21 protein-coding genes are annotated in these 26539 nt (G+C 64.8%); 8 read left to right on the forward strand and 13 right to left on the reverse strand.

Translation table 11 applies throughout. The features are described 5' to 3' along the window. Positions 1–26 precede the first annotated feature (26 nt). Positions 27–1730, reverse strand: a complete 1704-nt coding sequence (locus tag J2R80_RS37745) for an IlvD/Edd family dehydratase (protein ID WP_253587459.1) — start codon at positions 1728–1730, stop codon at positions 27–29. Between the two features lie 171 nt (positions 1731–1901). On the opposite strand from J2R80_RS37745, the gene J2R80_RS37750 reads away from it, so the two are divergent. Next, positions 1902–2594 carry a GntR family transcriptional regulator gene (locus J2R80_RS37750; RefSeq protein WP_057017495.1) on the forward strand — a complete coding sequence of 231 codons (693 nt, stop codon included), beginning with the start codon at positions 1902–1904 and terminating at the stop codon, positions 2592–2594. A 37-nt stretch (positions 2595–2631) separates the two neighbouring features. After that, positions 2632–3198: an invasion associated locus B family protein gene (locus tag J2R80_RS37755; protein WP_141340326.1), complete on the forward strand. Its 567-nt coding sequence runs from the start codon at positions 2632–2634 to the stop codon at positions 3196–3198. On the opposite strand, the gene J2R80_RS37760 is transcribed toward J2R80_RS37755, so the two are convergent. After that, positions 3199–4020, reverse strand: coding sequence for an NAD(P)-dependent oxidoreductase (locus tag J2R80_RS37760; RefSeq protein WP_253587460.1), 822 nt, complete (start codon positions 4018–4020; stop codon positions 3199–3201). It abuts the gene before it with no gap. Positions 4021–4133: 113 nt separating this feature from the next. Between J2R80_RS37760 and J2R80_RS37765 the strand changes: the two genes are divergently transcribed. Beyond that, a complete protein-coding gene (locus tag J2R80_RS37765) occupies positions 4134–5096 on the forward strand; it encodes an SMP-30/gluconolactonase/LRE family protein (protein WP_253587461.1) in 963 nt (320 codons plus the stop codon). A gap of 214 nt (positions 5097–5310) precedes the next feature. Here the strand turns inward: J2R80_RS37765 and J2R80_RS37770 are convergent, their stop codons facing one another. After that, entirely contained in the window at positions 5311–6744 is a 1434-nt protein-coding gene (locus tag J2R80_RS37770) for an aldehyde dehydrogenase family protein (protein ID WP_076827004.1), read from the reverse strand. A 304-nt stretch (positions 6745–7048) separates the two neighbouring features. Then, positions 7049–9415, reverse strand: coding sequence for a transketolase (locus J2R80_RS37775; RefSeq protein ID WP_253640367.1), 2367 nt, complete (start codon positions 9413–9415; stop codon positions 7049–7051). Positions 9416–9546: 131 nt separating this feature from the next. On the opposite strand from J2R80_RS37775, the gene J2R80_RS37780 reads away from it, so the two are divergent. Further along, a complete protein-coding gene (locus tag J2R80_RS37780; protein ID WP_016841346.1) occupies positions 9547–10008 on the forward strand; it encodes an Lrp/AsnC family transcriptional regulator in 462 nt (153 codons plus the stop codon). Between the two features lie 743 nt (positions 10009–10751). Here the strand turns inward: J2R80_RS37780 and J2R80_RS37785 are convergent. Continuing rightward, positions 10752–11924, reverse strand: a complete 1173-nt coding sequence (locus J2R80_RS37785; RefSeq protein ID WP_057017502.1) for a fumarylacetoacetate hydrolase family protein — start codon at positions 11922–11924, stop codon at positions 10752–10754. Positions 11925–12073: 149 nt separating this feature from the next. Here J2R80_RS37785 and ppk2 point away from each other — a divergent pair, with 149 nt between their 5' ends. From ppk2 to J2R80_RS37805, 4 genes are all read left to right on the forward strand, one after another. Then, complete coding sequence (gene ppk2, locus J2R80_RS37790) at positions 12074–13006, forward strand: polyphosphate kinase 2 (protein WP_253640368.1); 933 nt, start codon at positions 12074–12076, stop codon at positions 13004–13006. A 265-nt stretch (positions 13007–13271) separates the two neighbouring features. Next, positions 13272–14516 carry an IS4 family transposase gene (locus J2R80_RS37795; RefSeq protein ID WP_244558664.1) on the forward strand — a complete coding sequence of 415 codons (1245 nt, stop codon included), beginning with the start codon at positions 13272–13274 and terminating at the stop codon, positions 14514–14516. Between the two features lie 133 nt (positions 14517–14649). Then, positions 14650–15072: a DUF6294 family protein gene (locus J2R80_RS37800; protein ID WP_028331873.1), complete on the forward strand. Its 423-nt coding sequence runs from the start codon at positions 14650–14652 to the stop codon at positions 15070–15072. 173 nt (positions 15073–15245) lie between these two features. Then, positions 15246–16124: a transporter substrate-binding domain-containing protein gene (locus J2R80_RS37805; protein ID WP_076827009.1), complete on the forward strand. Its 879-nt coding sequence runs from the start codon at positions 15246–15248 to the stop codon at positions 16122–16124. A 162-nt stretch (positions 16125–16286) separates the two neighbouring features. On the opposite strand, the gene J2R80_RS37810 is transcribed toward J2R80_RS37805, so the two are convergent. From J2R80_RS37810 to J2R80_RS37845, 8 genes are all read right to left on the reverse strand, one after another. After that, positions 16287–16955, reverse strand: coding sequence for an amino acid ABC transporter permease (locus J2R80_RS37810; protein ID WP_253640369.1), 669 nt, complete (start codon positions 16953–16955; stop codon positions 16287–16289). A 58-nt stretch (positions 16956–17013) separates the two neighbouring features. Continuing rightward, positions 17014–18273 (reverse strand): FAD-binding oxidoreductase, encoded by a 1260-nt coding sequence (locus J2R80_RS37815; RefSeq protein ID WP_253587466.1) that lies wholly within the window; start codon positions 18271–18273, stop codon positions 17014–17016. 4 nt (positions 18274–18277) lie between these two features. Continuing rightward, positions 18278–19036 (reverse strand): SDR family NAD(P)-dependent oxidoreductase, encoded by a 759-nt coding sequence (locus J2R80_RS37820; protein WP_253587467.1) that lies wholly within the window; start codon positions 19034–19036, stop codon positions 18278–18280. 107 nt (positions 19037–19143) lie between these two features. Then, positions 19144–20226 carry a zinc-binding dehydrogenase gene (locus tag J2R80_RS37825; RefSeq protein ID WP_057017508.1) on the reverse strand — a complete coding sequence of 361 codons (1083 nt, stop codon included), beginning with the start codon at positions 20224–20226 and terminating at the stop codon, positions 19144–19146. A gap of 117 nt (positions 20227–20343) precedes the next feature. Beyond that, positions 20344–23466: an autotransporter domain-containing protein gene (locus tag J2R80_RS43560; RefSeq protein WP_253640370.1), complete on the reverse strand. Its 3123-nt coding sequence runs from the start codon at positions 23464–23466 to the stop codon at positions 20344–20346. Positions 23467–23502: 36 nt separating this feature from the next. Beyond that, a complete protein-coding gene (locus J2R80_RS37835) occupies positions 23503–24231 on the reverse strand; it encodes an autotransporter-associated beta strand repeat-containing protein (protein ID WP_253640371.1) in 729 nt (242 codons plus the stop codon). A 246-nt stretch (positions 24232–24477) separates the two neighbouring features. Continuing rightward, entirely contained in the window at positions 24478–25422 is a 945-nt protein-coding gene (locus tag J2R80_RS37840; protein WP_253590479.1) for a DMT family transporter, read from the reverse strand. 233 nt (positions 25423–25655) lie between these two features. Next, positions 25656–26495, reverse strand: a complete 840-nt coding sequence (locus tag J2R80_RS37845; protein ID WP_253587469.1) for an aldo/keto reductase — start codon at positions 26493–26495, stop codon at positions 25656–25658. Positions 26496–26539 lie beyond the last annotated feature (44 nt).

Genomic DNA, 26539 nt, shown 5'->3' on the forward strand with positions numbered 1-26539 from the left:
TCAGCAGATGCGCCGAACTTTGCAAGCTACTTCCCCTTGGCGCGCATGAAGTCGAAATCGCAGCCCTCATCGGCCTGCAGGATGGTGTCGTTGAAGAGATGCGCGTAGCCGCGCTTGGCCCAATCGGGCGAACCGGCCGGCGCGAGCGCGTCGCGGCGCTTCTGCAATTCGGCCTCGTCGACCAACAGATCGATGCTGCGCTTGGCGACATCGAGCCGGATCATGTCGCCGTTCCGCACCAGCCCGAGCGGACCGCCGACCGCGGATTCCGGCGTGATGTGCAGCACGATGGTGCCGAACGCGGTGCCGCTCATCCGCGCATCGGAGATGCGGACCATGTCCTTCACGCCGGCGCGCGCGAGTTTCTTCGGGATCGGCAGGTAACCCGCCTCCGGCATGCCCGGCGCGCCCTTCGGGCCGGCATTGCGCAACACCAGCACGTCGTCGTCGGTCACATCGAGCGCGGGATCGTCGACCCGCAGCGTCATGTCCTCGACCGATTCGAACACCACGGCGCGGCCGGTGTGCTGCAATAGTTTCGGGCTCGCCGCCGACTGCTTGATCACGGCGCCGCGCGGCGCGAGATTGCCGTGCAGGATCGCCATCGCGCCTTCGGATTTGATCGGGTTCGCCTTGGAGCGGATCGCGTCCTGCCCCGGCACATCCTCGGCATTGGCGACGACCTCGCGCAAGGTCTGGCCGGTGATGGTTTTGGCATCGAGATCGATCAGGTCGCCGAGCTGCGCCATCAGCTTCGGCACGCCACCGGCGTGATGGAAATGCTCCATGTAGTGTTCGCCCGACGGCTTGAGGTCGACCAGCACGGGGACCTCGCGGCCGAGCTTGTCGAACGCCTCGAGGTCGATCTTGTGCGGCGAGCGGTTGGCGATCGCCGTGAGATGGATCAGGCCGTTGGTCGAGCCGCCGATCGCCTGCATGACGACCTGGGCGTTGCGGAACGAGGACGGCGTCAGGATCTCGCTCGGCTTCGGTCCCTTGGTCTTCGCCATCTCGGCGGCGACGCGGCCGCTGGCCTCGGCGGAACGGAAGCGTTCAGCATGGGGCGCCGGGATCGTCGCGCTCATCGGCAGCGACAGGCCGAGCGCCTCGGTGATGCAGGCCATGGTGGAGGCAGTGCCCATCACCATGCAGGTGCCGACCGAGGGCGCGAGGCGGCCGTTCACCGCCTCGATCTCGTTGTCGTCGATCTCGCCGGCGCGATACTTGCCCCACAGCCGGCGGCAGTCCGTGCAGGCGCCGAGCACCTCGCCCTTGTGATGGCCGACGACCATGGGCCCGACCGGAATCACCACCGTCGGCAGATCGGCGCTGATCGCGGCCATGATCTGCGCCGGCAAGGTCTTGTCGCAACCGCCGATCACGATCACCGCATCCATCGGCTGGGCGCGGATCATTTCCTCGGTATCCATCGCCATCAGGTTGCGCAGATACATCGAGGTCGGGTGCGCAAAGCTCTCCGCGATCGAGATGGTCGGGAACACGAACGGCATCGCGCCCGACAGCATCACGCCGCGCTTCACGGCCTCGATGATCTGCGGCACGTTGCCGTGGCAGGGATTGTAGTCGCTGTAGGTGTTGGTGATGCCGACGATCGGGCGATTGAGCGCATCGTCAGAATAGCCCATCGCCTTGATGAACGCCTTGCGCAGGAACAGCGAGAAGCCGGCGTCACCATAGCTTGTCAGTCCCTTGCGAAGTCCGTCGGCCATTTTCTTCTCGTCCCGTGGTTGTTCGGCCGCACTTAAGGAGCGGCAGGAATTATTGTCAATATGAGATAATCCGGTCGCGGCGGGTGGCTGGTCTGCGGCAAAATCGCCCCATTATTGACAATAACCGTGGCGCTATGCTGACCTCAGGCACCGATCCAAAGCCGAGAGCGCATGACAGCCGAGCCCACATTGCCCGAACTCCAGGCCCCCTCGCGCGAGGAGGAACAAGCGGAGGTGATCCGCCGGCTGGAGGAGGACATCATCTTCGGCCGCTTCGCGCCCGGTTTGCGCCTGGTCGAGGATAACCTGATGCAGCGCTACGGCGCGAGCCGGCATTTCGTCCGCCAGGCCCTGTTCCAGCTCGAGCGCCAGGGCATCGTGCTGCGCGAGAAGAATGTCGGCGCCACGGTGCGGTTCTATTCGGCCGAGGAAGTGCGGCAGATCTATGAGGTGCGCGAGATGCTGACGCGGCAGGCCGCGCTGATGATCGCCCTGCCCGCGCCGCAAAGCCTGATCGACCAGTTGAGCGAGCTGCAACGGCACTACTGCATCAAGGCCGAGGCGCAGGACATGCGCGGCATTCACGAGACCAACGATGCGTTCCACCTCGCGCTGTTCTCCGCCTGCGGCAATCCTTACCTCGTCCGCTCGCTGCAGGACTACATGAACCTGACGCTGCCGATGCGCGCCAAGAATCTCGCCGACAGCGAGGGCCTTGCATTGTCGCGCCGCCAGCACGAATTGATGATCGAGCTCTTGAAGGGCCGCGACAGCTGGGCGCTGGCGCAGCTTTGCGTCGATCACATGCAGTACAGCAAGGCGGATTATCTCGTCCGCATCTCCAACGACAAAAAGCCGCAATAGCGCGATACGCGGCGGCCTGCTCGTGAAGGAGACGGCGATGCGCTATGTGGCTATATTCCTTGGATCGTTCACCGTGCAGCTTGCGCTCGGCGGCGTCGGCGAAGCGGCCGATCCGCGCGCGACGCAGCTCACCTACGAGCCCTGGACCAAGACGTGCCTGACAGAGGCGAGCTGCTTCGTCGGCGCCGCCGCGCGCGGTCAGTGCTCGCCATCGGGCGGCACACTCAGCGTCTCGCCGCAGAGTAGCAAGCGCGCGATCGTGAGCGCCAATGTCGGAACGCGGACCATGCTGGAAGGCACGATCAGCCTCCGCATCGATCAGGACGAGCCGATCCAGATCGCGAGGCCGCATTGCTACACGCTCGGCTGCGGCGGCACGCTCGAGGCCGACGGCGAAATGATCGAGCGGCTGAAGCACGCGCAGACGATCGCTGTCGAAGCCAAGAACCTCACCGGGCAGACCATAAGCCTCGCCTTTCCCCTCACGCACTTCGCCGAGACCTTTGACGGGCCCGGCAGCCCGCCCAAGACATCCGGGCAAGGTTCGAAGGAGGCGCAGCAGCACACCGAATCCGTGAAGCAACTGCCGCAATGCGAGGATTGATCACTTCTTCCAGTCGATCACCCTCTCCTTGTCGCCGTCGAACTCCATGCTGCAGAACGCGCCGCCCTGGTAATAGTCGCCGACCGGATCCGGCGGCAGCTTGGCCTGCTCGGCCATCGCGTGCTCGCGGAAATCCTCAGCCCTTCCGGTCGGACGATAGCCGAGATCGTAGGCGCGGTGATTGTCCCACCACGAGCGCTCATTGTAGGACGCGCCGTACAGCACCTCGAAATGGATGTCGGGATGCTCGAGCCCGATGCGGCAGAGCTGGACGAGGTCTTCCGGCTTGAGCCAGATCGAGAGCCTGCGGTGGTCGAACGGCGCCTCGCCGAAATTGCCGATCCGGAGGCACGTGACCTTGATCCCGTGCTTGTCGGCATAGAGCGCGCCGACGCCTTCGCCGAACACCTTGCTCACACCGTAGCGACTGTCCGGCCGCGCGGTGACGTCGGTGCCGATGCGGTGATGACGCGGATAAAACCCGACCGCGTGGTTGGATGAGGCGAAGATCACGCGCTTGACGCCCTTTTTGCGCGCCGCCTCGAACAGATTGTAGCAGCCGACGATGTTGGACTGCAGGATCGCGTCCCAGGGGCCTTCGACCGAATAGCCGCCGAAATGCAGGATGCCGTCGACGCCCTCGCAGATCGCCTCGACCTGCGCAAGGTCGGCGAGATCGGCCGCCTTGAACTTTTCGTTGCTGCCGAGATCGGAGGGCTGCTTGATATCGCTCAGCAGGAGATCCGGATAGATCGGCGGCAACAGCTTGCGCAGGCTCGTTCCGATTCCCCCCGATGCGCCGGTCATCAATATGCGTGGCATGCCGTCCCTCTTCTTTCCTGATTGCTGCGATCGAATTGCGGTCGCAGGCCGACAATGATAGCAAACCAGGCGCTCAAGGAAACACCATCGAAACACAACAACGAGAACAGCAAATGTCCGATGTTCATTCCGCCGGCTGGCGTCCCGCGACCTGCTATCCCGATCCCGCGATCCACGCGCTCGACCCGCGCTTCGAGAAATACTGGCTGAAACTCTCCGCCGTCGAACGCATCGCGACCGGCCTGCGCTGGGCCGAAGGTCCGGTGTGGTTCGGCGACGGCCGCTATCTGTTGTGCAGCGACATCCCGAACCAGCGCATCCTCAAATGGGAGGAAGAGACCGGCGCGGTCAGCATCTTCCGCAAGCCGTCGAACTTCGCCAACGGCAACACCCGCGATCGCCAGGGCCGGCTGATCACCTGCGAGCATGGCGGCCGCCGCGTGGTGCGCACCGAATATGACGGATCGATTACGGTGCTGATCGATTCCTTCGGCGGCAAGCGGCTGAACTCGCCGAACGACGTCGTGGTGAAATCCGACGGCTCGATCTGGTTCACCGATCCGATCTTCGGCCTGCTCGGCAACTACGAAGGCTACAAGGCCGATCCCGAGATCGAGCCCAACGTCTACCGGCTCGATCCCGCAACCCGCGAGGCCACCATCGTCGCCGAGGGCGTGCTGGGACCGAACGGGCTGTGCTTCTCGCCAGACGAGAAGATCCTCTACGTCGTGGAATCCCGCGGCGAGCCGAACCGCAAGATCCTCGCCTATGACGTCGCAGCCGACGGCAAGACGATCTCCAACAAGCGCGTCTTCATCGACGCCGGCCCGGGCACGCCCGACGGCATGCGCTGCGACATCGACGGCAATCTGTGGTGCGGCTGGGGCATGGGTGATCCCGAACTCGACGGCGTCGTCGTGTTCGCGCCCGACGGCGTCATGATCGGCCGCATCGCGCTGCCGGAGCGCTGCGCCAACCTCTGCTTCGGCGGCGTCAAGCGCAACCGCCTGTTCATGGCGGCGAGCCAGTCGATCTATGCGCTCTACGTCAACACCCAAGGCGCGCTCGGCGGCTAGCCCGGCCGTCATTGCGAGGAGCGAAGCGACGAAGCAATCCATCTGTCCGCCCGTGAGGAGAGATGGATTGCTTCGCTTCGCTCGCAATGACGGCGAGACTGCAACCTTCATCTTCGCAAGATTCGCACTCTTCAAGACCTTGCGCCCCCAAAATGGCTGACGCCGGAGCAGTTGCCTGCCCCGGCGCCAAAAGTCGCGTCTCTCGTGGCTCGGCTTACGCGGCGTTGTAGCCGGCGACCGCCTTGGCCTCGAGATATTCTTCCAGACCGTAACGGCCCCACTCGCGGCCATTGCCGGACTGCTTGTAGCCACCGAACGGCGCGGTGCGCTCGTTCGGCACGCCCTGCAGGTTGACGTTGCCGGCGCGGATCTGGCGGCCGACGCGGCGCGCGGTTTCCACGGTGTCGGCGGAGACGTAACCGGCGAGACCATACGGCGTGTCGTTGGCGATCTTCACCGCGTCGGCTTCGTCCTTGGCGCCGAGGATGGTCAGCACCGGTCCGAAGATCTCTTCGCGGGCGATCGTCATGTCATTGGTGACGTCGGCGAAGATGGTCGGACGGACATAGAAGCCCTTGTTGACGCCCTCGGGCAGGCCCGGGCCGCCGGCGACGAGCGTTGCGCCCTCGTCGATGCCCTTCTGGATCAGCGCCTGGATCTTGTCCCACTGGCCGCGGTTGACCACCGGACCGATCGTCGTGCCGTCGGCACGCGGATCGCCGGCCTTGGTCTTGTCGGCGACGCCCTTCGCGATGGCGGCCACTTCCTTCATCTTGGAGAGCGGCACGATCATGCGCGACGGCGCGTTGCAGGACTGGCCCGAGTTGTTGAACATGTGCATCACGCCGCCGGTCACCGCCTTGGTCAGGTCGGCACCGTCGAGGATCACGTTCGGCGACTTGCCGCCGAGCTCCTGGCTGACGCGCTTCACGGTCGGGGCCGCACGCTTGGCGACGTCGACGCCGGCGCGGGTCGAACCGGTGAACGAGATCATGTCGATGTCCGGGTGCTCGCTCATCGCCGCACCTACCTCCGGGCCGAGGCCGTTGAGCAGGTTGAACACGCCCTTCGGCACGCCGGCTTCATGGAGGATTTCCGCGAAGATCAGCGCCGAGGTCGGGGTGAACTCCGACGGCTTCAGGATCATGGTGCAACCGGCGGCAAGCGCGGGCGCGACCTTGCAGGCGATCTGGTTCAGCGGCCAGTTCCAGGGGGTGATCATGCCGACGACGCCGACCGGCTCGCGCACGATCACGGCGGTGCCCATGGTCTCCTCGAACTCGTACTTCTTCAGCACTTCGAGGGTGTTCATGAGGTGGCCAAGGCCGGCGCCGGCCTGCAGCTTCTCGGCCATCGGCAGCGGCGCGCCCATCTCGTCGGAGACGGCCGCGCCGATCTCCTTCATGCGGCCCTTGTAGACCTCGACGATCTTGGTGAGCAGCGCAACGCGCTCCTCGCGGCTGGTCCGGGAAAAGGTCTCGAAGGCGCGCTTGGCGGCGGCGACTGCCTTGTCGACATCGGCCTTGGAGCCGAGCGCAATCTCATACATCGCTTCTTCGGTCGCGGGATTGACGACCGGGGTGGACTTGCCTTTGACGACGGGATCGACCCAGGCGCCGTCGATGTAGAATTGCATGCGATTGACCATCGGAAACCTCTTGTACGGGGCGTATGGAATGGGGAACGAAAGCGTTCGGCAGGCATCCTTGCACGAAAGCCCGGCGAATTGAACCCGCCATATGCGGGACGCGGCTCGTTCGCGCGAACAGCATATAATGTCGCTATCGCGCAGGTGGCAAGGTTGGTCTCGTCGCCCCGGCGAAGGCCGGGGCCCATAACCACCGCCGGCAATTGGTAAAGGGTGCTGTTAGAACGAGTCGCGTTTACTTGCTGCCAGTTGTGGAAATGGGTCCCGGCCTTCGCCGGGACGACGATGTGGAGCCTGCAATGGCTCACACCGCCATCTTGCGATGCCGCACCGGGGCGCCGACCGAGACGCTCTCCGCCGCGTCGATGATGGCATTGGCGTCGATGCCGTAGTGGCGGAAGAGGTCGCCGATCGTGCCGGTCTGGCCGAAATGCTCGACACCGAGCGCCTCGACGCGGTGGCCGCGCACGCTGCCGAGCCAGCCGAGCGTTGCCGGATGGCCGTCGATCACGGTCACAATGCCGCAGTCGCGGCCGAGCGGCGCCAGCATGCGCTCGATATGACTCAAATGCTGCGCGCCGCGGCGGTCACGGCGCAAATTCCGCGCGGCGGACCAACCCGCATAGAGCCGGTCGGCGGAGGTGACCGCCAGCAGACCGACGTCGCGGTGGCTCTCGCCGATCAGGCCGACCGCCTCGATCGCCTCCGGCGCGACGGTGCCGGTATACGCAATGACGATGTCGCAGTTCGGGCCCGGCTTGCGGATCCAATAGGCGCCGTCGGTGATGTCGCGCTGCAGGTCCGGGGTCATGATCCGTTGCGGCTGCTCCAGCGTACGGGTCGAGAGTCGCAAGTAAACCGAACCACCCTCGGCACCCTCGCGCTGCATGTGGCCAAAGCCCCAGCCCATGATCACGGCAAGTTCATCGACGAAGGCCGGATCGAACGAGGCGAGCCCGTCCTGCCCGATCCCGATCAAGGGCGTCTTGATCGACTGATGCGCGCCGCCTTCCGGCGCCAGCGAGATGCCCGACGGCGTCGCCGCCACCATGAAGCGGGCATCCTGGTAACAGGCATAGTTCAGCGCATCGAGGCCGCGTTCGATGAAGGGATCGTACAGCGTGCCGACCGGCAAGAGCCGCGCGCCGTTGATCTGGTGCGACAGGCCGAGCGCCGACAGCATGATGAACAGATTCATCTCGGCGATGCCGAGCTCGAGATGCTGTCCCTTCGGCGAATATTCCCAGGTGTAGGCCGACGGGATCTTCTCCTGCCGGAACAGGTCGTGGTTCTCCGCCTTCGCGAACAGGCCGCGGCGGTTGACCCAGGCGCCGAGGTTGGTCGACACGGTGACATCGGGCGATGCGGTGACGATGCGCGAGGCGAGTTCGCTATCGCCGCGCGCCAGCTCGTGCAGCACGAGACCAAAACCCTGTTGCGTCGACATCTGCGCCGAGGCCTTGAAGGCCAGCCGTTCCGGCACGTCGATTTCTGGCGCCGACAGGCGGCGGCGCCCCTCGCGGTTGAACGGCGCCTCGGCCAGGAAGGCCTCGAGCTTCGCAGGCTCCTGCGAAAGGCCCTCGAACTTGTCCCACTCGTGGCCGGGGCGGATATTCTGCGCGGCGCGCCATTTCTCCATCTGGGCGACCGTCATCAGGCCGGCGTGGTTGTCCTTGTGGCCCTGCATCGGCAGGCCGACACCCTTGATGGTATAGGCGATGAAGCAGACCGGCCGATCATGGTCGATCGCCTCGAAGGCCTCGATCATGCTCGCCATGTCGTGGCCGCCGAGATTCGACATCAGCGCCAGCAACTCGTCGTCGCTGCGGCGCTCGATCAGCGCCGACACCTCGCCCTGGTCGCCGATGTCGTCGCGCAGATGCTTGCGGAACGCGGCGCCGCCCTGGAAGCAGAGCGCGGCGTACATCTGGTTCGGGCAGTTGTCGATCCAGCGCCGCAGCGCTTCGCCGCCGGGCTCGGCGAACGCCTCGAGCATCAGCTTGCCGTACTTCACGATCACCACGTCCCAGCCGAAGTTGCGGAACATGGTCTCGAACTTGGCCCACAATCCCTCGCGCACCACGGCGTCGAGCGACTGCCTGTTGTAGTCGACCACCCACCATGTGTTGCGCAGGCCGTGCTTCCAGCCTTCGAGCAGCGCCTCGAAGATGTTGCCCTCGTCCATCTCGGCGTCGCCGACCAGCGCGATCATGCGGCCCTCCGGCCGGTCCTGCAGCCAGCCGTGCGCCTTGACGTAATCCTGCACCAGCGAGGCGAACAGCGTCTGCGCGACGCCGAGGCCGACCGAGCCGGTCGAGAAGTCGACGTCGTCGCTGTCCTTGGTGCGCGAGGGGTAGGACTGCGCGCCCTTGTAGCCGCGAAAATTCTCCAGCTTGTCGCGGGTCTGGTGGCCGAACAGATACTGGATGGCGTGGAACACCGGGCTCGCATGCGGCTTCACCGCGACGCGGTCCTGCGGGCGCAACACCGAGAAATAAAGCGCCGACATGATGTTGGCGAGCGAGGCCGACGAGGCCTGGTGGCCGCCGACCTTCAACCCGTCGGTAGAGGGCCGCACATGGTTGGCGTGATGGATGGTCCACGACGACAGCCACAGCACCTTGCGGGCCAGGGCGGACAGCATGTCGAGGCGTTCAGGCGCGATTTCCATGGCAATGCTCCGGGCGATATGCCGGAATGTTACTGCCGCAGGCGGCGGCGAAAATCTCAATTCCACGCGACAGCACAGGAAAAATTGGGATAAATTCCCACGATCCCACTTCAACTGACGAGTTCATCCCAATGCCTGCCCTCGATGCCATCGACCGCAAGATCCTGAGTCTGCTCCAGACCGACAGCCGCATGACCATGCAGGAACTCGCCGACAAGGTCGGGCTGTCGGTGTCGCCTTGCCACCGCAGGGTCAAGCTGCTCGAGGAGCGCGGCGTGATCTCTCGCTACATCGCAACCGTCGACCAGAAGTCGATCGGGCTGCACGTCTCCGTCTTCATCTCGATCAAGCTGGCGCGGCAGAAGGAGGAAGACCTCAACCGCTTCGCGCGCGCGATCTCGAAATGGGACGAGGTGCTCGAATGCTATCTGATGACCGGCAACCGCGACTATCTGCTGCGCGTCGTCGCCGCCGACCTTTCCTCCTATGAGGCATTCCTGAAGAACAAGCTGACCCGGCTCGACGGCATCGCCTCGATCGAGTCGAGCTTTGCGCTGAGCCAGGTGAAGTATTCGACGGCGTTGCCGGTGTGAGGGCGTTGGTTGGTCACTCGAATGACGCCAACCCCACAGTGTGGTCCCGGCGAAGGCCGGGACCCATACGCCGCAGCAGTTGTTGTGAGAGGGACTCGCCGTTGCAGCATCGCTTAACAATTTGCATTTGGGGTTATGGGTCCCTGCTTTCGCAGGGACGGCACTGAGTGTGTGAATCGTCCGAGCTTTGCATCTCGTTCCCTTTTTGCAAAAGAGGCTTGCGCCGTCGGGCAACTCAGTGATTGGCGCTGGCGCCCTGCCCGGCTGGACGGCCTCGCCGCGACAACCAGGCTACGGCGCGATCCATATCCCAATCACGATGATGGCCAGTGATACGGCAATGACCAGCATATCGGTGGTGAGCCAATCGGGCATTCCGTTTGATGGCTGCTCGCTCATGTCCGCGACTCCTTCTGTTCGCGTCGAGCCGATATGCTGGAGCGGACCGGCGCGAACGAGGATGAACTGGTTCACATAAAGCTAGGAAAAAGCGGCAAATTCCGCGTGTTTTAACGCGCTCAAGTTGCGCCACACGGTCGATCTGCCGCGCAGGTTTCTGAACATGTTCGACAACGCCGCCGCTTCGGCACAGTCACCATCGTCGTCGTTCAACGCGCTGCGAGAGGCGGCTGAACGTCACCGGATTGTCGGCGCAACCCGGCGCCGACCTGCCGCGCACGCGACAGGCCGCACACGGCCGACGAAGCAGCCGAGGTAGTGGAGTCGCCGTCCCGTCCCGATCCTCACAGCACCTTGCGCTGTGCGAGGTTCTTCATCAGCGCACCGACGCCGAAGGTCCAGGGCTCGCATTCGTCGCTATTGCGCATCCGGTTGACCAGCTTGCCGAGCTGTGGTGCGGCGATGGTCACGATGTCGTCGCGCTTGTGGGTAAAACCCTCACCCTTGGCATCGCGATCCTTGACCGGCGCGAACATCGTGCCGAGGAACAGCGCAAATCCATCAGGATATTGATGCACGGGGCCGATGGTCTGGGCGACCAGATCGGTCGGGTCGCGGCTGATCTTGCTGATCGAGGAATGGCCCTCGAGCACGAAGCCGTCTGCGCCAGTCACGGTCAGGCCGACATCCATCTTCCTGACATCGTCGAGCGAGAAGGTCTGGTCGAACAGCCGGAGCAGCGGGCCGATCGCGCAGGAAGCGTTGTTGTCCTTGGCCTTCGACAGCAACAGCGCCGAGCGCCCCTCGAAGTCGCGCAGATTGACGTCGTTGCCCAGCGCGGCGCCGACGATCTTGCCGGCGGCGGAGACAACAAGCACGACCTCCGGCTCCGGATTATTCCAGGTCGACTTCGGATGCAGCCCGGCATCCATGCCTGATCCGACCGAGGACAGCGTCGGCGCCTTGGTGAACACTTCGGCGTCGGGACCGATGCCGACCTCGAGATACTGGCTCCAGGCATTCTGATCGATCAGCACCTGCTTCAGTTTCATCGCCTGCTCGGAGCCGGGCTTCAGCTTGGAGAGATCGTCGCCGACCAGGCGCACCACTTCCTTGCGGATCGCGTCCGCCGAGGACGGATTGCCGCGCGCCCGCTCCTCGATCACGCGCTCCAGCATCGAGATCGCGAAGGTGACGCCGGCGGCCTTCAGCACCTGGAGATCGACCGGCGCCAGCAGGTGCGGCCTGGCCTTGTCGCGGCTGTCGGGCGGGGTGTTGGCGAGGATCGCCTCGAAATCGCCGATCCGCTCGCCGCCCGTGGCGCGCAGCGCGGCCGCGGGATCGCTTTCCTCGCAGAGCGCGCTCACCGTCGGGAACCGCGCCGTGACATCGAACACACCGTCTGCCCGCACCGCGACGACGGCCGGCCCGCCGGCCTGCGGCAACCAGACCCGCCCGACCAGCGTGCCGGCGGTGCCGTCCTCCGGCAGGACGTCTTTTGGCGTGAGCGAAATCATCGGCACATCTCCCTTTTTGGTTTTGTCGGCTTGTTAGCACAGTCCGCCCGGCGGCGTGAAACAGCGGTCACGGCATTGTCATAGAGGGGTAACATCGCCCGTCAATGCTGCCCGTCCGATCCATCTAACACACTGAAAGACGGACCTTCATGACGACCTCCGCCCTCACCGACGAAGCCTCCCGGGATGAAGCCTTGCGCGCCCGCATCCATCAGGAGATGGCCGACAGCCTCGACGAGGAACTCGAGCTCGAGCTCGACGACGTGAGGCTCGACGAGCTCGACCATGACGGCGCCGCCGGCAGGCTGTCGATCGACCGCAAGTTCTATTTCCGCGAATTGCTGCGGCTGCAGGGCGAGTTGGTCAAGCTGCAGGACTGGGTGCAGCACGAGAAGAAGAAGGTCGTCGTGCTGTTCGAGGGCCGCGATTCCGCCGGCAAGGGCGGCGTGATCAAGCGCATCACCCAGCGGCTCAACCCGCGGGTCTGCCGTATCGCGGCGCTGCCGGCGCCGAACGAGCGCGAGCGCACGCAATGGTACTTCCAGCGCTATGTCTCGCATCTGCCGGCCGGCGGCGAGATCGTGCTGTTCGACCGCAGCTGGTACAACCGCGCCGGCGTCGAGAAGGTGATGGGGTTCTGCAGCGACGAGCAGTATGAGGAATTCTTCAACTCGGTGCCGGAATTCGAGCGCATGCTGATCCGCTCCGGCACCGTCCTCCTGAAATACTGGTTCTCGATCACCGACGAGGAACAGGCGTTCCGCTTCTCGATGCGGATCCAGGATCCGCTGAAGCAGTGGAAGCTGAGCCCGATGGACGTCGAGGCGCGGACCCGCTGGGAGCTCTACACCAAGGCGAAGGAAACGATGCTGGAACGCACGCACCTGCAGGACTCGCCGTGGTGGATCGTCGATGCAGTCGACAAGAAGCGCGCCCGGCTCAACTGCATCTCGCATCTCTTGAGCCTGATCCCCTATCAGGCGGTCACCCACCAGCCGGTGGTGCTGCCGCCGCGGGTGCGCAACCCGGACTATCACCGCGGCCCGATCCCGCAGGAGATGTACGTGCCGGGACGATATTGATTCTGGGCACGAGCACGCTCTGTCCTCCCCCGCTTACGGCTAGCGTGTCTACACGGTTTTGGGGCGCGACAGATTGACTCGGTGCAGCAAGAAGTGGCGTCTCTGCAGCATGTTGTATGATTCTCTCACTGGCGCTTTGATTCGAAGGAGCGCCAGCGATGCAGCCGGATTTGTCTTTGGGTGAGTTCGGGGACGTTCGTCTCGACAAAAGGGGGCGACGCTTCTCCGGGCTATGCTTTGCACGCGCAGCGTCTGCTTGCGCCAGATGGCCCGGGGCGATTGGGCTGCCAATATGGCGTTCTGGCGGTTTGTGAACAACCCCCAAGTCACGATCGATAAATTGATTGAGGGCTGGAGCACGCAGACGCGGACTGCGGTCAGCGGGCGTCATGTGCTGGCGATCCAGGATACGAGCGAGGTCAAGTTCCAGACCCAGGCGGGACGGCGGCGCGGGCTGGGCAAAGTCGGCAAGGGCAATGCTCGCGGCGTGCTGTTGCATGCGATGATGGCGGTGGATGCCGACAGCGGGGTCTGTCTTGGCCTTACTGGCGGCAACGTTTGGACGCGCAAAGGCAAGGTAAAAATCCCGCATGAGCGGCGCGCCTTGGCCGACAAGGAGTCGGCGCGCTGGGTGACGGCCGCCGAGCAAGGCCGCGACGTCCTGGCAGATGCCCGCATGATCACCGTCGTCAACGACCGCGAGGGGGATTTCTTTGCTCACTGGGCGCTGACGCCAGCTGAGAATGTCCATCTTCTGTCGCGTGCCATGCACGACCATGCGCTGGTCGATGGCGACACACTTTATCAGGCGGTCGAGCGGAGCCGCTTCTGCGACAACGCGGTGATCGATCTGCCGCAGCGAATGGATCGGCGCGGCCGGCAGGCCCATCTCTCGATGCGCTTCGGAACCGTCGTGCTCAAGCGGCCGCAGAGGCCCGGCGTCACCGACTTGGCGGAGGGCATCAAACTCAGCTTCGTAGAAGTGGTCGAGTTGCATCCGCCGAGAGGTGCGGAGCCCATTCGCTGGCTGCTCCTGACCACTCATCCGGTCGCCACCGTTAAAGACGCCTGGCAGATCGTCTCCTGGTACCGCCAGCGCTGGATCATTGAGCAACTCTTTCGCTCGCTGAAGAGCCAGGGTTTGCGCATCGAGGATAGTCAGATCGAGAGCGCCGAAGGCCTGATCAAGCTCGTGGCGGTCGCCACCAGAGCGGCATGTATCGTCATTCAACTCGTTCAGGCCCGCAACAGTGGCGAAGAATTGCCGGCTGAATTTGTCTTCACCGCAGAAGAGATCGAGACGCTCAGGGCCATCAACAAAACCATGAAAGGTCGCACCGAGCTTCAGAAAAACCACCATCGCCCCAACACTCTTGCTTGGGCGGCATGGATCATCGCAAAACTCGGCGGATGGACCGGCTACGCCTCCCACCGTCCACCTGGACCAATCACCTTCCACACCGGAATGGCCCGCTTCCAAATCCTCGCAAATGGCCCGACAAACGTGTAGATGCACTAGCCGCTTACGGGGGAGGATCACTAAATCGCGATTGTAGATTGTGAGGCAGCTCACTGGTCCTTTTGCGCCCTCCCTTTAAACCAGAGGTTGCTCGCAATTCGCGGGCTAGAAGGAGGCGTACGCTATGTTGAAAGAACATCTTGAAAGCAAAAGCTCGGCGACCGACCAGCCAGAAAGCTATAAGGGTGTTGCGACACATGCCATCCAAACCCTTGACCTCAGTTGGAGCGCGCCTATTCGTTACGGCGATTGCAAGCTGTCCGGCTTCTTGAACGGCACCCTGAACAACGGCCCCACTCTCAGGCTTCGTTCTGACGGAACAGCAGAATTGCTGGCAAAATTTTTCTCGACCGACGACGGTGATGTTTGGGTTATCGATCGTCTCGTTCTTTTGGACATTCACGGGACGGTGCTTTTTCAGTTTCCACACCTTTCAAGTCCAGAAACCCAGACAGACAACCAAGTGCTCGATTGGGTAGCCGAACTGAGCTTCCCCGCCGTTTTCTTTTCTTCGGTCACAGGGGCGAACATGACCTATCGTTGCTAACCCCTAGGGGCGCGGTTCGCGGCTTATTCGACCTCCCCCACAAGCGGGAGAGGTGAAGTCCGGCACGTAGGCGACCGCGCCCTCGCCTTGCCTACCAATGGTGCAGGCGCGCGCACTTGCTGGCACCGGATACCGACGCTAGGCTTCCCCCGATCTGGTGCAGGGAGGCCCGCTTGACTCAATCCGACGACATCAAAATCTCCGAAGATCGCCGCGACGCGCTGCGCTATGCGCTCGGGATCGGCAGCGGCGCGGCGCTCGCGGCCGCGATGGCAACGCCGGCCTCGGCGCAGACGCCAGCCGACAACACGCTGGATCGCATCCGGGCCAACAAGGTGCTGCGGATCGCGGTGCTGCCGGGCGAGCTGCCCTATTTCAACAAGGACCTCGCCTCGGGCACCTGGTCCGGCTTCTCGATCGAGATGGCCAACGACCTGGTCAAACTGCTCGACGTCAAGCTGGAATATGTCGAGTCGACCTACGGCAATTCAATCCTTGATCTGCAGGCCAACAAGATCGACCTCGGCTTCGCGCTCAACCCGACGCCGCAGCGCGCGCTGGTGGTCGATTTCACCAATCTGGTGTTCCCGCATCCGTTCGGCGCGATGCTGAGGAAGGGGCTGGAAGCCAAGACCTGGGCCGACATCAACAAGCCCGAGGTCAAGATCGCGGTCGACGTCGGCTCGGCCAACGAGGCGGTGGCGCGCCGCTTTGCGCCGAACGCCACCATCAAGTCGCTGAAGTCGCGCGACGAGGTGATGCTGGAAATGTCGTCGGGTCGCGTCGATTGCGTGGTCAACGCGCTGGTGCTCGGGCTGACCGCGATCGCCAAGAACCCGAACCTCGGCACCTACAAGATCCTGGCCTCGCCATCGGTGACGATCGCGAGCGGCACGGCGGTACGGCGCGAAGCCGACAAGCGCTGGCGCGATTTTCTCTCGGTGTGGATCGACTACAACCGCGGCATCGGCCAGATGCGCGAATGGTTCGTCAAGGGCCTCGGCCTTGCCGGCGTCAAGCCCGAGGATGTACCGGTGGAGTTGAGTATCTGAGGCGATTGCCGAGACGGCAGTGATCCCCCTCTCCCGCTTGCGGGGAGGGCCGGGGTGGGGGTGTCGCCACAAGCGACACCCTATGTATGGAGAGAGCCCCCACCCGGATCGCACCTAACGATGCGATCCGACCTCCCCCGCAAGCGGGAGAGGTCAGGCAACTCACACCTTGTCGTAGGTCAGCCCGCGCTCCAACCGCCTCGCCACCAGCGTCGACGGCAACAGGATCGCAAAATAGATCAGCGCCACGATGGTGTAGACCTCGAGCGGCCGGTAGGTGTCGGCGTTGATCAAGGTCGCGTTGTAGACGAGATCGGGTACCGCGATGATCGAGACCAGCGAGGTGTTCTTGAGCTGCGTGACCGACTGGTTGACATAGGGCGCCATCATCGGCTTCAGCGCCTGCGGCAGGATCACGAGCCGCATCAGGCGCCAGCCGCGGAAGCCGAGCGCCTTCGCCGCGTCCCACTGCCCGACCGGCACGCTCTCGATCGAGCCGCGCACGATCTCGGCGTAGAATGCGCCGCCATAGAGCGACAGCACGCTGACGGCGGCGACATGCGCCGGGATGTTGACGCCGATCACGACCGGAAACGCGTAGTAGAACCAGATGATCTGCACCAGCAGCGGCGTGCAGCGGAACAATTCGATATAGGCGATCAGGAGCCAGTCGATCACGGGAATGCGCCGCAGCCGCAGCATGCCGACGATCAGGCCGATCAGGGTCCCGAGGATGATGGTGCCGATCGTGTAGGCGATGGTCCAGCCGAGCCCGAGCCAGAACAGATGGCTGTACTTGGCAAGGATGCCGAAATCCCAGACGTAGTTCATCCTGCCCCTCGGTTGCCGCGCGCTTGATCGCCAAGCATTGCAGGCGGTCTCGCGCGAGTCACGCGATATACCGGGCGGGCGAAAATGCCCGCACCTCGAACGGCGGCGCATCGCCCGCGATCATCGCCGCAATTGCGGCGCCCGTTCCGGGGCCAGTGGTGAAGCCGATATGCTGGTTGCCGAAGGCGAGCCAGAGCCCGCGATGTCGCGGCGCCTCGCCGATCATCGGCAGGCTGTCGGGCAGCGTCGGCCGCGCGCCGCGCCAGCGCTCGCCGAGCGCATCGCCAAATTCAACCACGCTGCGCGCCATCGGCACCACCGCCTCGAGCTGCGAAAAATTCGACGGCGCGTCGCGCGCGGTGAGCTCGACGCCGCTGGTGACGCGAACGCCCTGCTCCATCGGCGTCATCAGAAAGCCGCCCTCCGCATCATGGATCGGCCGCAGCAATTTGCGTGCCGGGTTCGGCACGAAATGCTGATGATAGCCGCGCTCGAACGCCAGCGGCACGCGATAGCCGAGCGGCTGCAGCAGCTCGGCCGACCACGGCCCGAGCGCGACCACGACATGGCGCGCGGCGATCTCGCCGTCGGCGAGCTGCACGCGCCAGCCGTCGCCGTGCGGCTCGATCCGCCGGATTCCGGATTGCCTGATCGTGCCCCCGCCAGCGGCGAACATCTGCGCGTAGGCCTTGACCACTGCGCCGGGTGAATCGACCGATGCCGTCTGCGTGTGCAGCAGGCCGACGCTATAGGCAGGAATGATGTTGGGCTCGAGCGCGGAGATCGCCTGGCGATCAAGCACCTCGCTCCTGATGCCGAACTCGGCGAGCGCTGCCTGCTCGGCCTGGGCGGCGGCGAGCCCGTCGCTGCGCCAGGCCTTGAGCCAGCCGGTCTCGCGGATGCGATGGCTGGCGCCGGCCTGCACGATCCAGTCGCGATGCAGCTTCAGCGAGGTCCCGATCAGGCCGTGCAGCGCGGCGGCGCGCGGTTTGGTCTGCCACGGCGTTGCCGCCGCGAGGAAGCGCATCACCCAGCCGGCATTGGCGAGCGCCCACGCAATGTTCCAGCGCAACGCCGGATGCGCGTTGGTCAGATATTTCGGCAGGTTCTTCAGCAGCGACGGCGTATTGAGCGGCAGGATCGAGCCCGAGGAGATGATGCCGGCATTGCCGTAGGAGGTTTCGCTGCCGGGCTCGCGGCGATCGACGACGACGACGGAGAGCCCGCGCTGTTGCGCGGCGAGGGCCGCCGAGACGCCGACCATACCGGCACCGAGCACCGCAACATCGACCTGCTCTGTTGGTTCGCCCTCGCTCATGGCGTCACATCAAGGTCAGCCCGCCATCGACCGGCAGCGTCGCGCCAGTGACGTGGCATGCTTCCGGCGACAGCAGGAAGGCGACGACGGCCGCGACCTCGTCGGCCTCGGCCAGCCGCTGCATCGGATTGGCCTTTGCGACGCTCTCCCAGGTCGCGGTATCAAGCGCGCCGAACAGACCGGGATCCTTGCGGGTGTAGCCCGGCATCACGGCGTTGGCGGTGGCGCCTGACGCGGCGAGCTCGATCGCGAGCGACTTCACCAGCACCTCGAGCGCGGCCTTCGCGGCGGCCGATCCCGGATAGGTGGCGCCGGGCACGAAGCGATGCGGCCCGAAGCTCGACACCGCGACGACGCGGCCTTGCGCGCTGCGCGTGAGGTCGGACAGCGCCGCCGCCGCGATTTCATGGAAGGCCGCAGCCATCACCGCGAAGGCGCGCTCCAGCGCCTCGCGCGGCAGGCTTAAGAATTCGCGCCGGTCGGCAAAGCCCGCGGCGTGCACGATGCTGTCGATCGGCCCGAACGCGGCCCGCGTTGCCGCGACCAGCGCGGTGCCGGCGCCGGCCTTGGCGAGATCGCCGGTGCTCACCTCGACCTTCGCGCCCTTGCTGCGGCATTCCTCCGCGACCGAATTCAGCCGCGCGAGGCCAGCGGCCTCGACGCCCTGTCCGTGCAGCATCAGGGATTGAGCGGGGCCGGCGAGCCGGCGCGCGACTGCGGCGCCGATGCCGGAGCCGCCTCCCGTGATGATCGAAATTCGCATGAGGTACGTGCTGTCAGTGCGATACGAGACAGCGAACTATAGATTCGGCGTCACGAAATGCAAACCGCGCCCCTGGCCATCAGTTTAGCGCCAGGTTCAACGCCAAATCAGCGCCACGGCTCGACCAGGATCTTGGTGTGCGCCTCGGGATTGGCGAGATCGGCAAACGCCTGCGCGACGCCGTCGATGCCGACGCGGCCAGTGACCAGCGATGCGGCATCGACCTGGCCTTCCGCGATCAGGCGCAGCGAATAGGCGAATTCCTCGGGCGTGTAGCCGAGCACATATTGGACGTTGAGCTCCTTGATGATGCCGAGCATCGGCTCGGACTTGTCGGTCTCCATGCAGACGCCGACCACGACGACACGGGCGCTGCGCGGGGCGCCCTCGAACACCTGCTGCAGCACGCCGGGCACGCCGACGCATTCGAAGATCAGCGCAGGCTTCAGCGGCGGCAGCAGCGCCTGCATCGGCGGACGCGCCGCCTTCTCCGCATCGGTCATCTGGGCGTGCTCGGCCCAGCTCGCATAGGGCTGCGTCCTGGCGGGATCGACCACCACATCGGCGCCCATCTTCTCGGCGAGCAGGCGCCGCGCCGGCGAATAATCCGCAGCAACGATCGGTCCGAGCCCCCTGATCTTCAGCGCCGCGATCACCGCCAGCCCGACCGGTCCGCAGCCGATCACCAACGGCACCTCGCCGCCCTGGATGTTGGCCATCGCCACCGCATGCACGCCGACCGCAAGCGGTTCGGTGAGCGCGGCGTGCTCGGCCGCAAGCCCGTTCGGCACTTCGAGCAGCAGCGGCTCGCTGAGCAGCATCTGCTCGGCATAGCCGCCGAGATAATCGTTGGAATAGCCGATGCCCTTCGGGCCCTCCGGCGTCAGCAGCGCCGGCAGCGAGCACACTTTCGTCCCGGGCTTCAGCTTGCGCGTCGTGTTCGGGCCGTAGTCGAGGACCTCGCAGCAGAACTCATGGCCGAACACGACGTCGCGCGACAGATCCATCGGCGTGCGACCGGGCAGGAACTTGCTCAGCTCCACCATGCGGTGGGCATGCTTGCGTGCGTGCAGATCGGAACCGCAGATGCCGCAGGCGAGCGATTTGACCAGCACCTGGCCGGCGCCGGGCTTCGGCTCGGGCACCCGGTCGACGACAATCTCGCCGTTCCTGAAGATCGCTGCGCGCATATTCCCTCCCGCGTGGGTTTTGTCCCACTCATTTTGATGCGTATTTCGTCTCGCGAAATGCTGTCGCGGATCAAGTCCGGGACAAGCTTTCGCCGCAGGAGGCTATAGCACGGAGGGTCACCACGTATAGCGCATAACGCCCTTGCCGGCGTAAGACTGTGTCACGTTGGAGAATTCGCCCTCGAAGGTCGCGGCGGCCGACCAGCCGTTGCGCCACTTCAGCTCGGCGGAGGCCGTGGTCAGCGCCGAGTCGCTGGCCTGCGCCGCGCCGTTGACCACGAAGGCCGCGCCGGGCAGCGTCTGGAACACCGCACCAACGGCGCGGTCCGGATTGAAGTCATGCGCCCAGGCAACGCGGCCGCGCAGCGTGAAGATGCCGCCGTCAATAACGAACGATTTGTCGGAGCGCAGACCGAGTTCGCTCCGGACGTCGGTGACGCTCTTCGCGGCATAATTCAGCGCGAAGGTGCCGCCGCCGGAAACGACGCTCTCCGCATAGGCCGGCAGCTCGAAGCTCGTGAACTGTGCCGCCGCGTAAGGCGTCAGCCCGACCCACGGCGTGGCAGTGCGATAGCCGCCCTCGAGCCGGCCCGACCAGGCATTGGCATTGAAGCTGGCGCGCAGGTGATCGGCGCCGGCCGCGGTGACGATGCGATCGGTGGTGACATCCTGCCAGCCATAGGCGAGCGCCGCGCTCAAGTACGCGGCGCCGACGCTGTGGCGAACGAATGCGCCGGCCTGGAACAGATCGGAGCGACCCCAGCCGAGACCGTTGACGCTGAAGCTGGTGGCGCCGCCGGCGAGCGCAAAGCCGGCGATGGTGTTCGGCGAGAAGCGGTAGTCGGCGCCAACCGCGGTGCCATAGAGGCTGCTGCTGGTGTTATTCGAGCCCAGCACCGCATTGCCGCTGGTGGTCTGCGAGCCGCCATAGCCCGTCGCCCACACGCTCCAGCGCTGCTCGAAATCGACCAGCCGCGGCGGCGCCTTGGTGTAGATCGCGGCCAGCGCATCGCGCGGTTCGGTCTGGCGCGCCGCATAGGCGAGCGGGGTGCTCTCCTCGGCGAACGGCGTCGCCCCCGCGCCGCCGCCAAACCCACCATCGCGCCCGACAACAAATGGATCGGTCAGCAGACCGAGGAACAGGCCCATCGCGTTGAACGTCGCCTGCTGCGAGCCGGTCGCGCCCTCGCCCGAGACCTGCGTCAGGCCGTTCGGCGACAGCCCGGCGAACACCGCGTTGATACCGCCATTGGCGCTGAAGAAGTTCTGCACCGTGGCGGCGACGTTCTGCTGATTGACGTTCAGCTTCGACTTGGCGCCGTAATCGAGCGTGAAGTTCAGATAGGCGTTGCTCGCGTCATAGCCGAGCGTCGCGACGAGGTTCGACGGCAGCCCGGTTGAATCGATACCGGCGAACGTGCCGTTGCGGCCGCCGGCCGCCGACAGGATGGTGTATTGCTTGGCGATCGTACTGCCGGCGGCGACGCTGACGCCGACCGATCCGGCCAGCGTCGCACTGCCGCTCACCTTGGCCAAGGTGGACGCCGTCGAATTGAGCCCGACGAGGTACAGTGCCCCCGACTGGAAGGCGAGGTTGCCCGCCACGTTCAGGGATGTGCCTAGTGTCGCGTTGCCGGGCATCAGGATGCCGCCGCTTGCAATCGTCGTGTTGCCGACGGTGCCGATGCCGGACAGCGCGCCACCGGCATTCACCGTGGTGAGGCTCGACGAGGCGATCGAGCCGTCGACCTGAAGAATGCCGCCGTTGACGACGGTGGTGCCGGTGTAGGTATTGGTGCCCGACAGGGTCAGCGTGCCGCTGCCGATCTTCTCGAAATTGGCGGGACCGGTGCGGCCGCCGCCGAAGCAGCCACAGATATGGAATGGGTTCAACGGATCGAAGTCGGCAAGCACGCCGCTGAGCGTCGTCGAGAGATTATTGCTGCCAACGGCGAGGGTGTTGCCTGAGCCGATATAATAGAAGCCGGAGCCTGCGATCGAACCCGCGGTGATGCGCCCGTCGCCGTTCAGCCCCGTGCTGAGCGAGAAATCGACCAGTCCGGTGCCGTTGGTGATGAACTGTGCGTTGCCGCCGGTCGCGTTGTTGAAGAACTTAATGGTACTGCCGGCTTCAGTGGTAATGGTGGCGTCGCCCGTGGTAGCGAACGCCGTGAAGATGTGTTGGCTGCCGGCCTGGTTGTCGATAATCGCATTGCCCGCGGTGGCATAGGCATCGAACTGGAGAACGCCGCCAGCCCGATTGACGATCGTCGCGTTGGCCGCGGTCGGCGCCTCTACCGGGTTGATACCGACAGATCCGAAATAGAGCACGCCGCTGTTGTCGAAACTGGCGTTCGCCGCCGTGCTGTTCTGAAAAAAGGCGACCTGACCGCCCGCGAGCGTAACGATGGTTGCCGAAGCCGCAGATGAGGACTCGAAAAACTGCGTCGAGCCGCCATTGGTGCCATTGGTGATGGTTGCCTGCCCTGCATTGGTGTGGCCCAGAAACACCGCGGCGCCGCCGTTGGAGTTGTCGATCACGGCCTTGGCGGCCGTGCTGGTGTCGGAGCCGCCGGGAGGACCAAACGCGTCGCCGAACACCACAGTGCCGCCGTTGGTGTTGGTGAACCTGGCGTTGCCGGCAGAACTGGTGTCGCGGAACACTGTGAGCGCACCATTGGTGTTGCTCACGGTGGCATTGCCAGCGGTGCTGCTGTCGCGAAACTCCGTGATGCCGAAATTCTGGTTGACGATCGTCGCCGTCGACGCCGTGGTGGAATTGTAGAACGTCGTGGTGGCGATCCCGTTGAAGCCGTCGTTGACGATCTTGGTGATGCCCGCGGTGTTGGCATTCACGACGTCGAACTTGCCGTCGACGGCGACCTCGCCGACGATCGAAGCGGTGTGGCTGGCGTCGCCGAGTTGCAATGTCGCGCAATCGCAGATCGTGGTGCCGCCGGTGTAGGTGTTGGTGCCGAGCAGCACCACGCGGCCGAGGCCGCCTGAATTATCCAGCACGGTCAGCTTGCCGGGGCCGTTGCCGTCGGCGATGTTGCCGGCGATCGTGAGCGTGACGCCATTGGCATCGATCGCGCTGCCGATGGCCGACGTATTGATCTTGAAGTTGTTGGCGAAGGTCAGGTTGCTGAGGCCGTCGGCCTGAAACGAGGCATTGTCGAGCGTGACGGTGCCTGACCCGACCGAACTGTTGTTGCTGACGACAACGGTCGTATCGACCACCAGCGTGCCGCCGGAATAGGTGTTGGCGCCGGAGAGCTACACATTGGAGAATCCGGACGCGGACGCGTCGATCAGGCGCAGAACCCCGGCGCCGACGCCGTCGGCGATCACGCCCTGGAGATTGACCTGGGCGCCGTTCGCATCGACCGTGCCGCCGGCCGTATTGACCGCGATGTTGTTGGCGAAGGCGACGCTCGAGACCGTCGGCGACTGCATCTGGAACGTGCCGCCATTGAGCGTGATGGTGCCGGTGCCGACCGAATCCGCATTCGTCACCTGCACGGTTCCGGCGGAGATCAGCGTGCCGCCGGAATAGGCATTGGTGCCCGCGAGCGCCAGCGTGCTGTTGCCGAGCTGCTGCACCATCGCCGGACCGCCAATGCCGTCGGTGAGGTTGGCGTTGATCGTGATGGTCTGGCCGTTGTTGGCCTGGTTGATCAGCCCGCCGGTCGGCCCGGACAGGCTGAAGCCAACCGGGTTGCCATTGATCGTGTAGGATTGCGAATTGGCGGTGAAGGTCCAGGACCCCGGCAGCATCAAGCCGGGCCCGATGGTGACCGTCGCCGATCCCGATGAATCGAAAATGGCCGACTGGTTCGGGAGGATCGGCGGCGCGCCGGCCGACGTGGTCGACCAGTTGGTCGGGAGTTCGTAGACATCGGTGCTCGTCGAGCTGCCCGTGCCGCCCCAGGTGTAGCTCTGCGCTCGTGCCGAACCGGTCGGCAACGCGATTGCGCTGGTCAGGGCGCAGAGTGCCAAGGCCATCGCAGCGCGAGACGACCGATCGCCTGACAGGAAAAAGAACGAACCAAAATGCACGTACCCGACCCCCAAACGCTCTGCGGCGCTCTTGGGGCTAGGGTTAGCACGCGGCGAACCGTGAGGTTGCCGATCGTTTCCGAAATCCGGTGATTCAGCGACCCGACATCAAAGATTCCGGCCCGACTGTTGTACCCGCGCAACGCTACTTGATGCCGGCTTCGCAACCAACGCACGATTTCGTCCGGACGCTCAGGCGTTCGGCGACGGCTCGCTGGCCACGGTCAGCAGCTGCGACCGTCGGACGCGCTCACGGTGCGCAGTGTAGAGGCCTGAGGCGACGATGAAGCCGGCGCCGAGAATGGTCCAACGGTCAGGCACTTCGCCGAAGATCATGAAGCCGAGGATGCTGACCCACAGCAGCTGCGTGTAGGAGAACGGCGCCAGCACCGAGGCATCGCCATAGCGGAACGCCAGCACCACGATCCACTGTCCGACGGTGGACGCAACGCCGATCAGGATGCCGAACATGATGTCGTGCCAGCTCGGCGTGACCCAGACGAACGGCACCAGCGCGCTGACGATGGCGACGCCGACGATCGACGAATAGGTCATCACGGTGATCGGGCGCTCGCTGCCGCTCATCATGCGCGTCAGGATCAACGTGGCCGCCCACGCCAGCGCCGAGACGATCGGAAAGATCGCGGCGGGATGGAAGGCACTGGTGCCCGGCCGCAGGATGATGAACACGCCGGCGAGGCCGACCGCGGTCGCGATCCAGCGTCGCATGCCGACCCTCTCACCGAGGAAGGCGATCGACAGCGCGGTGACGAACAGCGGCGAGACGAAGCTGGTGGCGGAGGCTTCGGCGATCGGCAGGAAGCCGAGCCCCGTGATGAAGATCAGCGAGGAGCCGAGCAGCGCGGCGCCGCGCAGCACGTGCAGGCCGGGACGGCTGCTGCGCAGCGCGAACAGCGGCGAGCCTGGCAGCATCGCCGGCGTCATGATCATCGCAAACACCAGGAAGCGGATCCAGGCGATCTCGATCGAGGGCAGCGTGGAGGAGAGATATTTTGCCGTGACGTCGGAGGTGCCCAGGAACACGGTCGACAGCAGGATCAGCGCGATGCCCTTGAACGGCCGGTCGGTGCGGGCGGGCGCCTTGCTTGTCGCTGCGGGCGCGGTCTTTGCGGGCAATGAAAGGGGAACGCTGTCCAGCCTGGCGGCCACGGCTGCGGGGGGCGGTGTCACGGCAATCTCGAAGGCAAAATAAAGGGAATCTGCTCCTCGTACAAAACGCCAATTCCGCCGCGAGAACAATGCCCGAAAACGGGACTCCGATATGCGCCAGCGCGCGCGACCGCCCGCCGCAGGCCGTGTGCCGCCGCAACTGCAACAGTTTGTTAAGAACTGTGTGGAGCGGAACGCGCTCAGAGCATCGGCAGCGAGCGTGGCTTCGGCCCGCGCGAGAACGCGGCATCGAGCGCGGCGAGTTCATCGCCGCTCAGCTTCAGAGTTCCCGCAGCCGCATTCTCCGCCGCGTGTTCCGCGTTCGACGCCTTCGGAATCGCGAGCACCGACGGCAGCCGCGTGAGGAAGCTCAGCGCCACCTGGCGCGGCGTTGCCTTGTGCGCCTGCGCGATCGATTGCAGCACCGCGCCGGCCCTGCTCGACGGCGAGGGAAAATCATTGTGACCGAACGGCGAGTAGGCGACGACGGCGACGCCGTGCTGCTCGCACCAGGGAATCACGGCGTGCTCGATGGCGCGCTCCTGCAGATGGTAGAGCACCTGGTTGCACGCGATCTTGCCTTCGCCCGCGACATCGAGCAGTTCGTCGAGATCCTCGGTGTCGAAATTGCTGACGCCCCAAGACCGGATCTTGCCCGCGGCGATCAATTCGTCGAACGCCGCGACCGTCTCGGCAAGCGGAGTGGTTCCGCGCCAGTGCAACAAATAGCAATCGAGGCGATCGGTCTTCAGCCGCTTCAGCGAGCGCTCGCAGGCGGTGATGGTGCCGCGCCGCGAGGCATTGCTCGGCAAGACTTTCGAGACCAGGAACAGCTCGTCGCGCCGGCCTGACGTCGCATCCGCGATCACAAACTCGGCGTCGCCATACATCTCGGCGGTGTCGATATGCGTCATACCGGCATCGATGCCGCGCTTCAGCGCAGCGACGGCCGCCTTGCGGTCACCGCGATCGAGATACCAGGTGCCCTGCCCGATCACCGAGACCTGCGGGCCGTTTCTGCCGAATTTTTTTGTCTGCACGATCGCCTCGTCTCGCGTGTTCCCTTGTGGCTCCGCGCAGGACG

Source organism: Bradyrhizobium sp. USDA 4541 (assembly GCF_024171085.1).
GTDB classification, from domain to species: domain Bacteria; phylum Pseudomonadota; class Alphaproteobacteria; order Rhizobiales; family Xanthobacteraceae; genus Bradyrhizobium; species Bradyrhizobium australafricanum.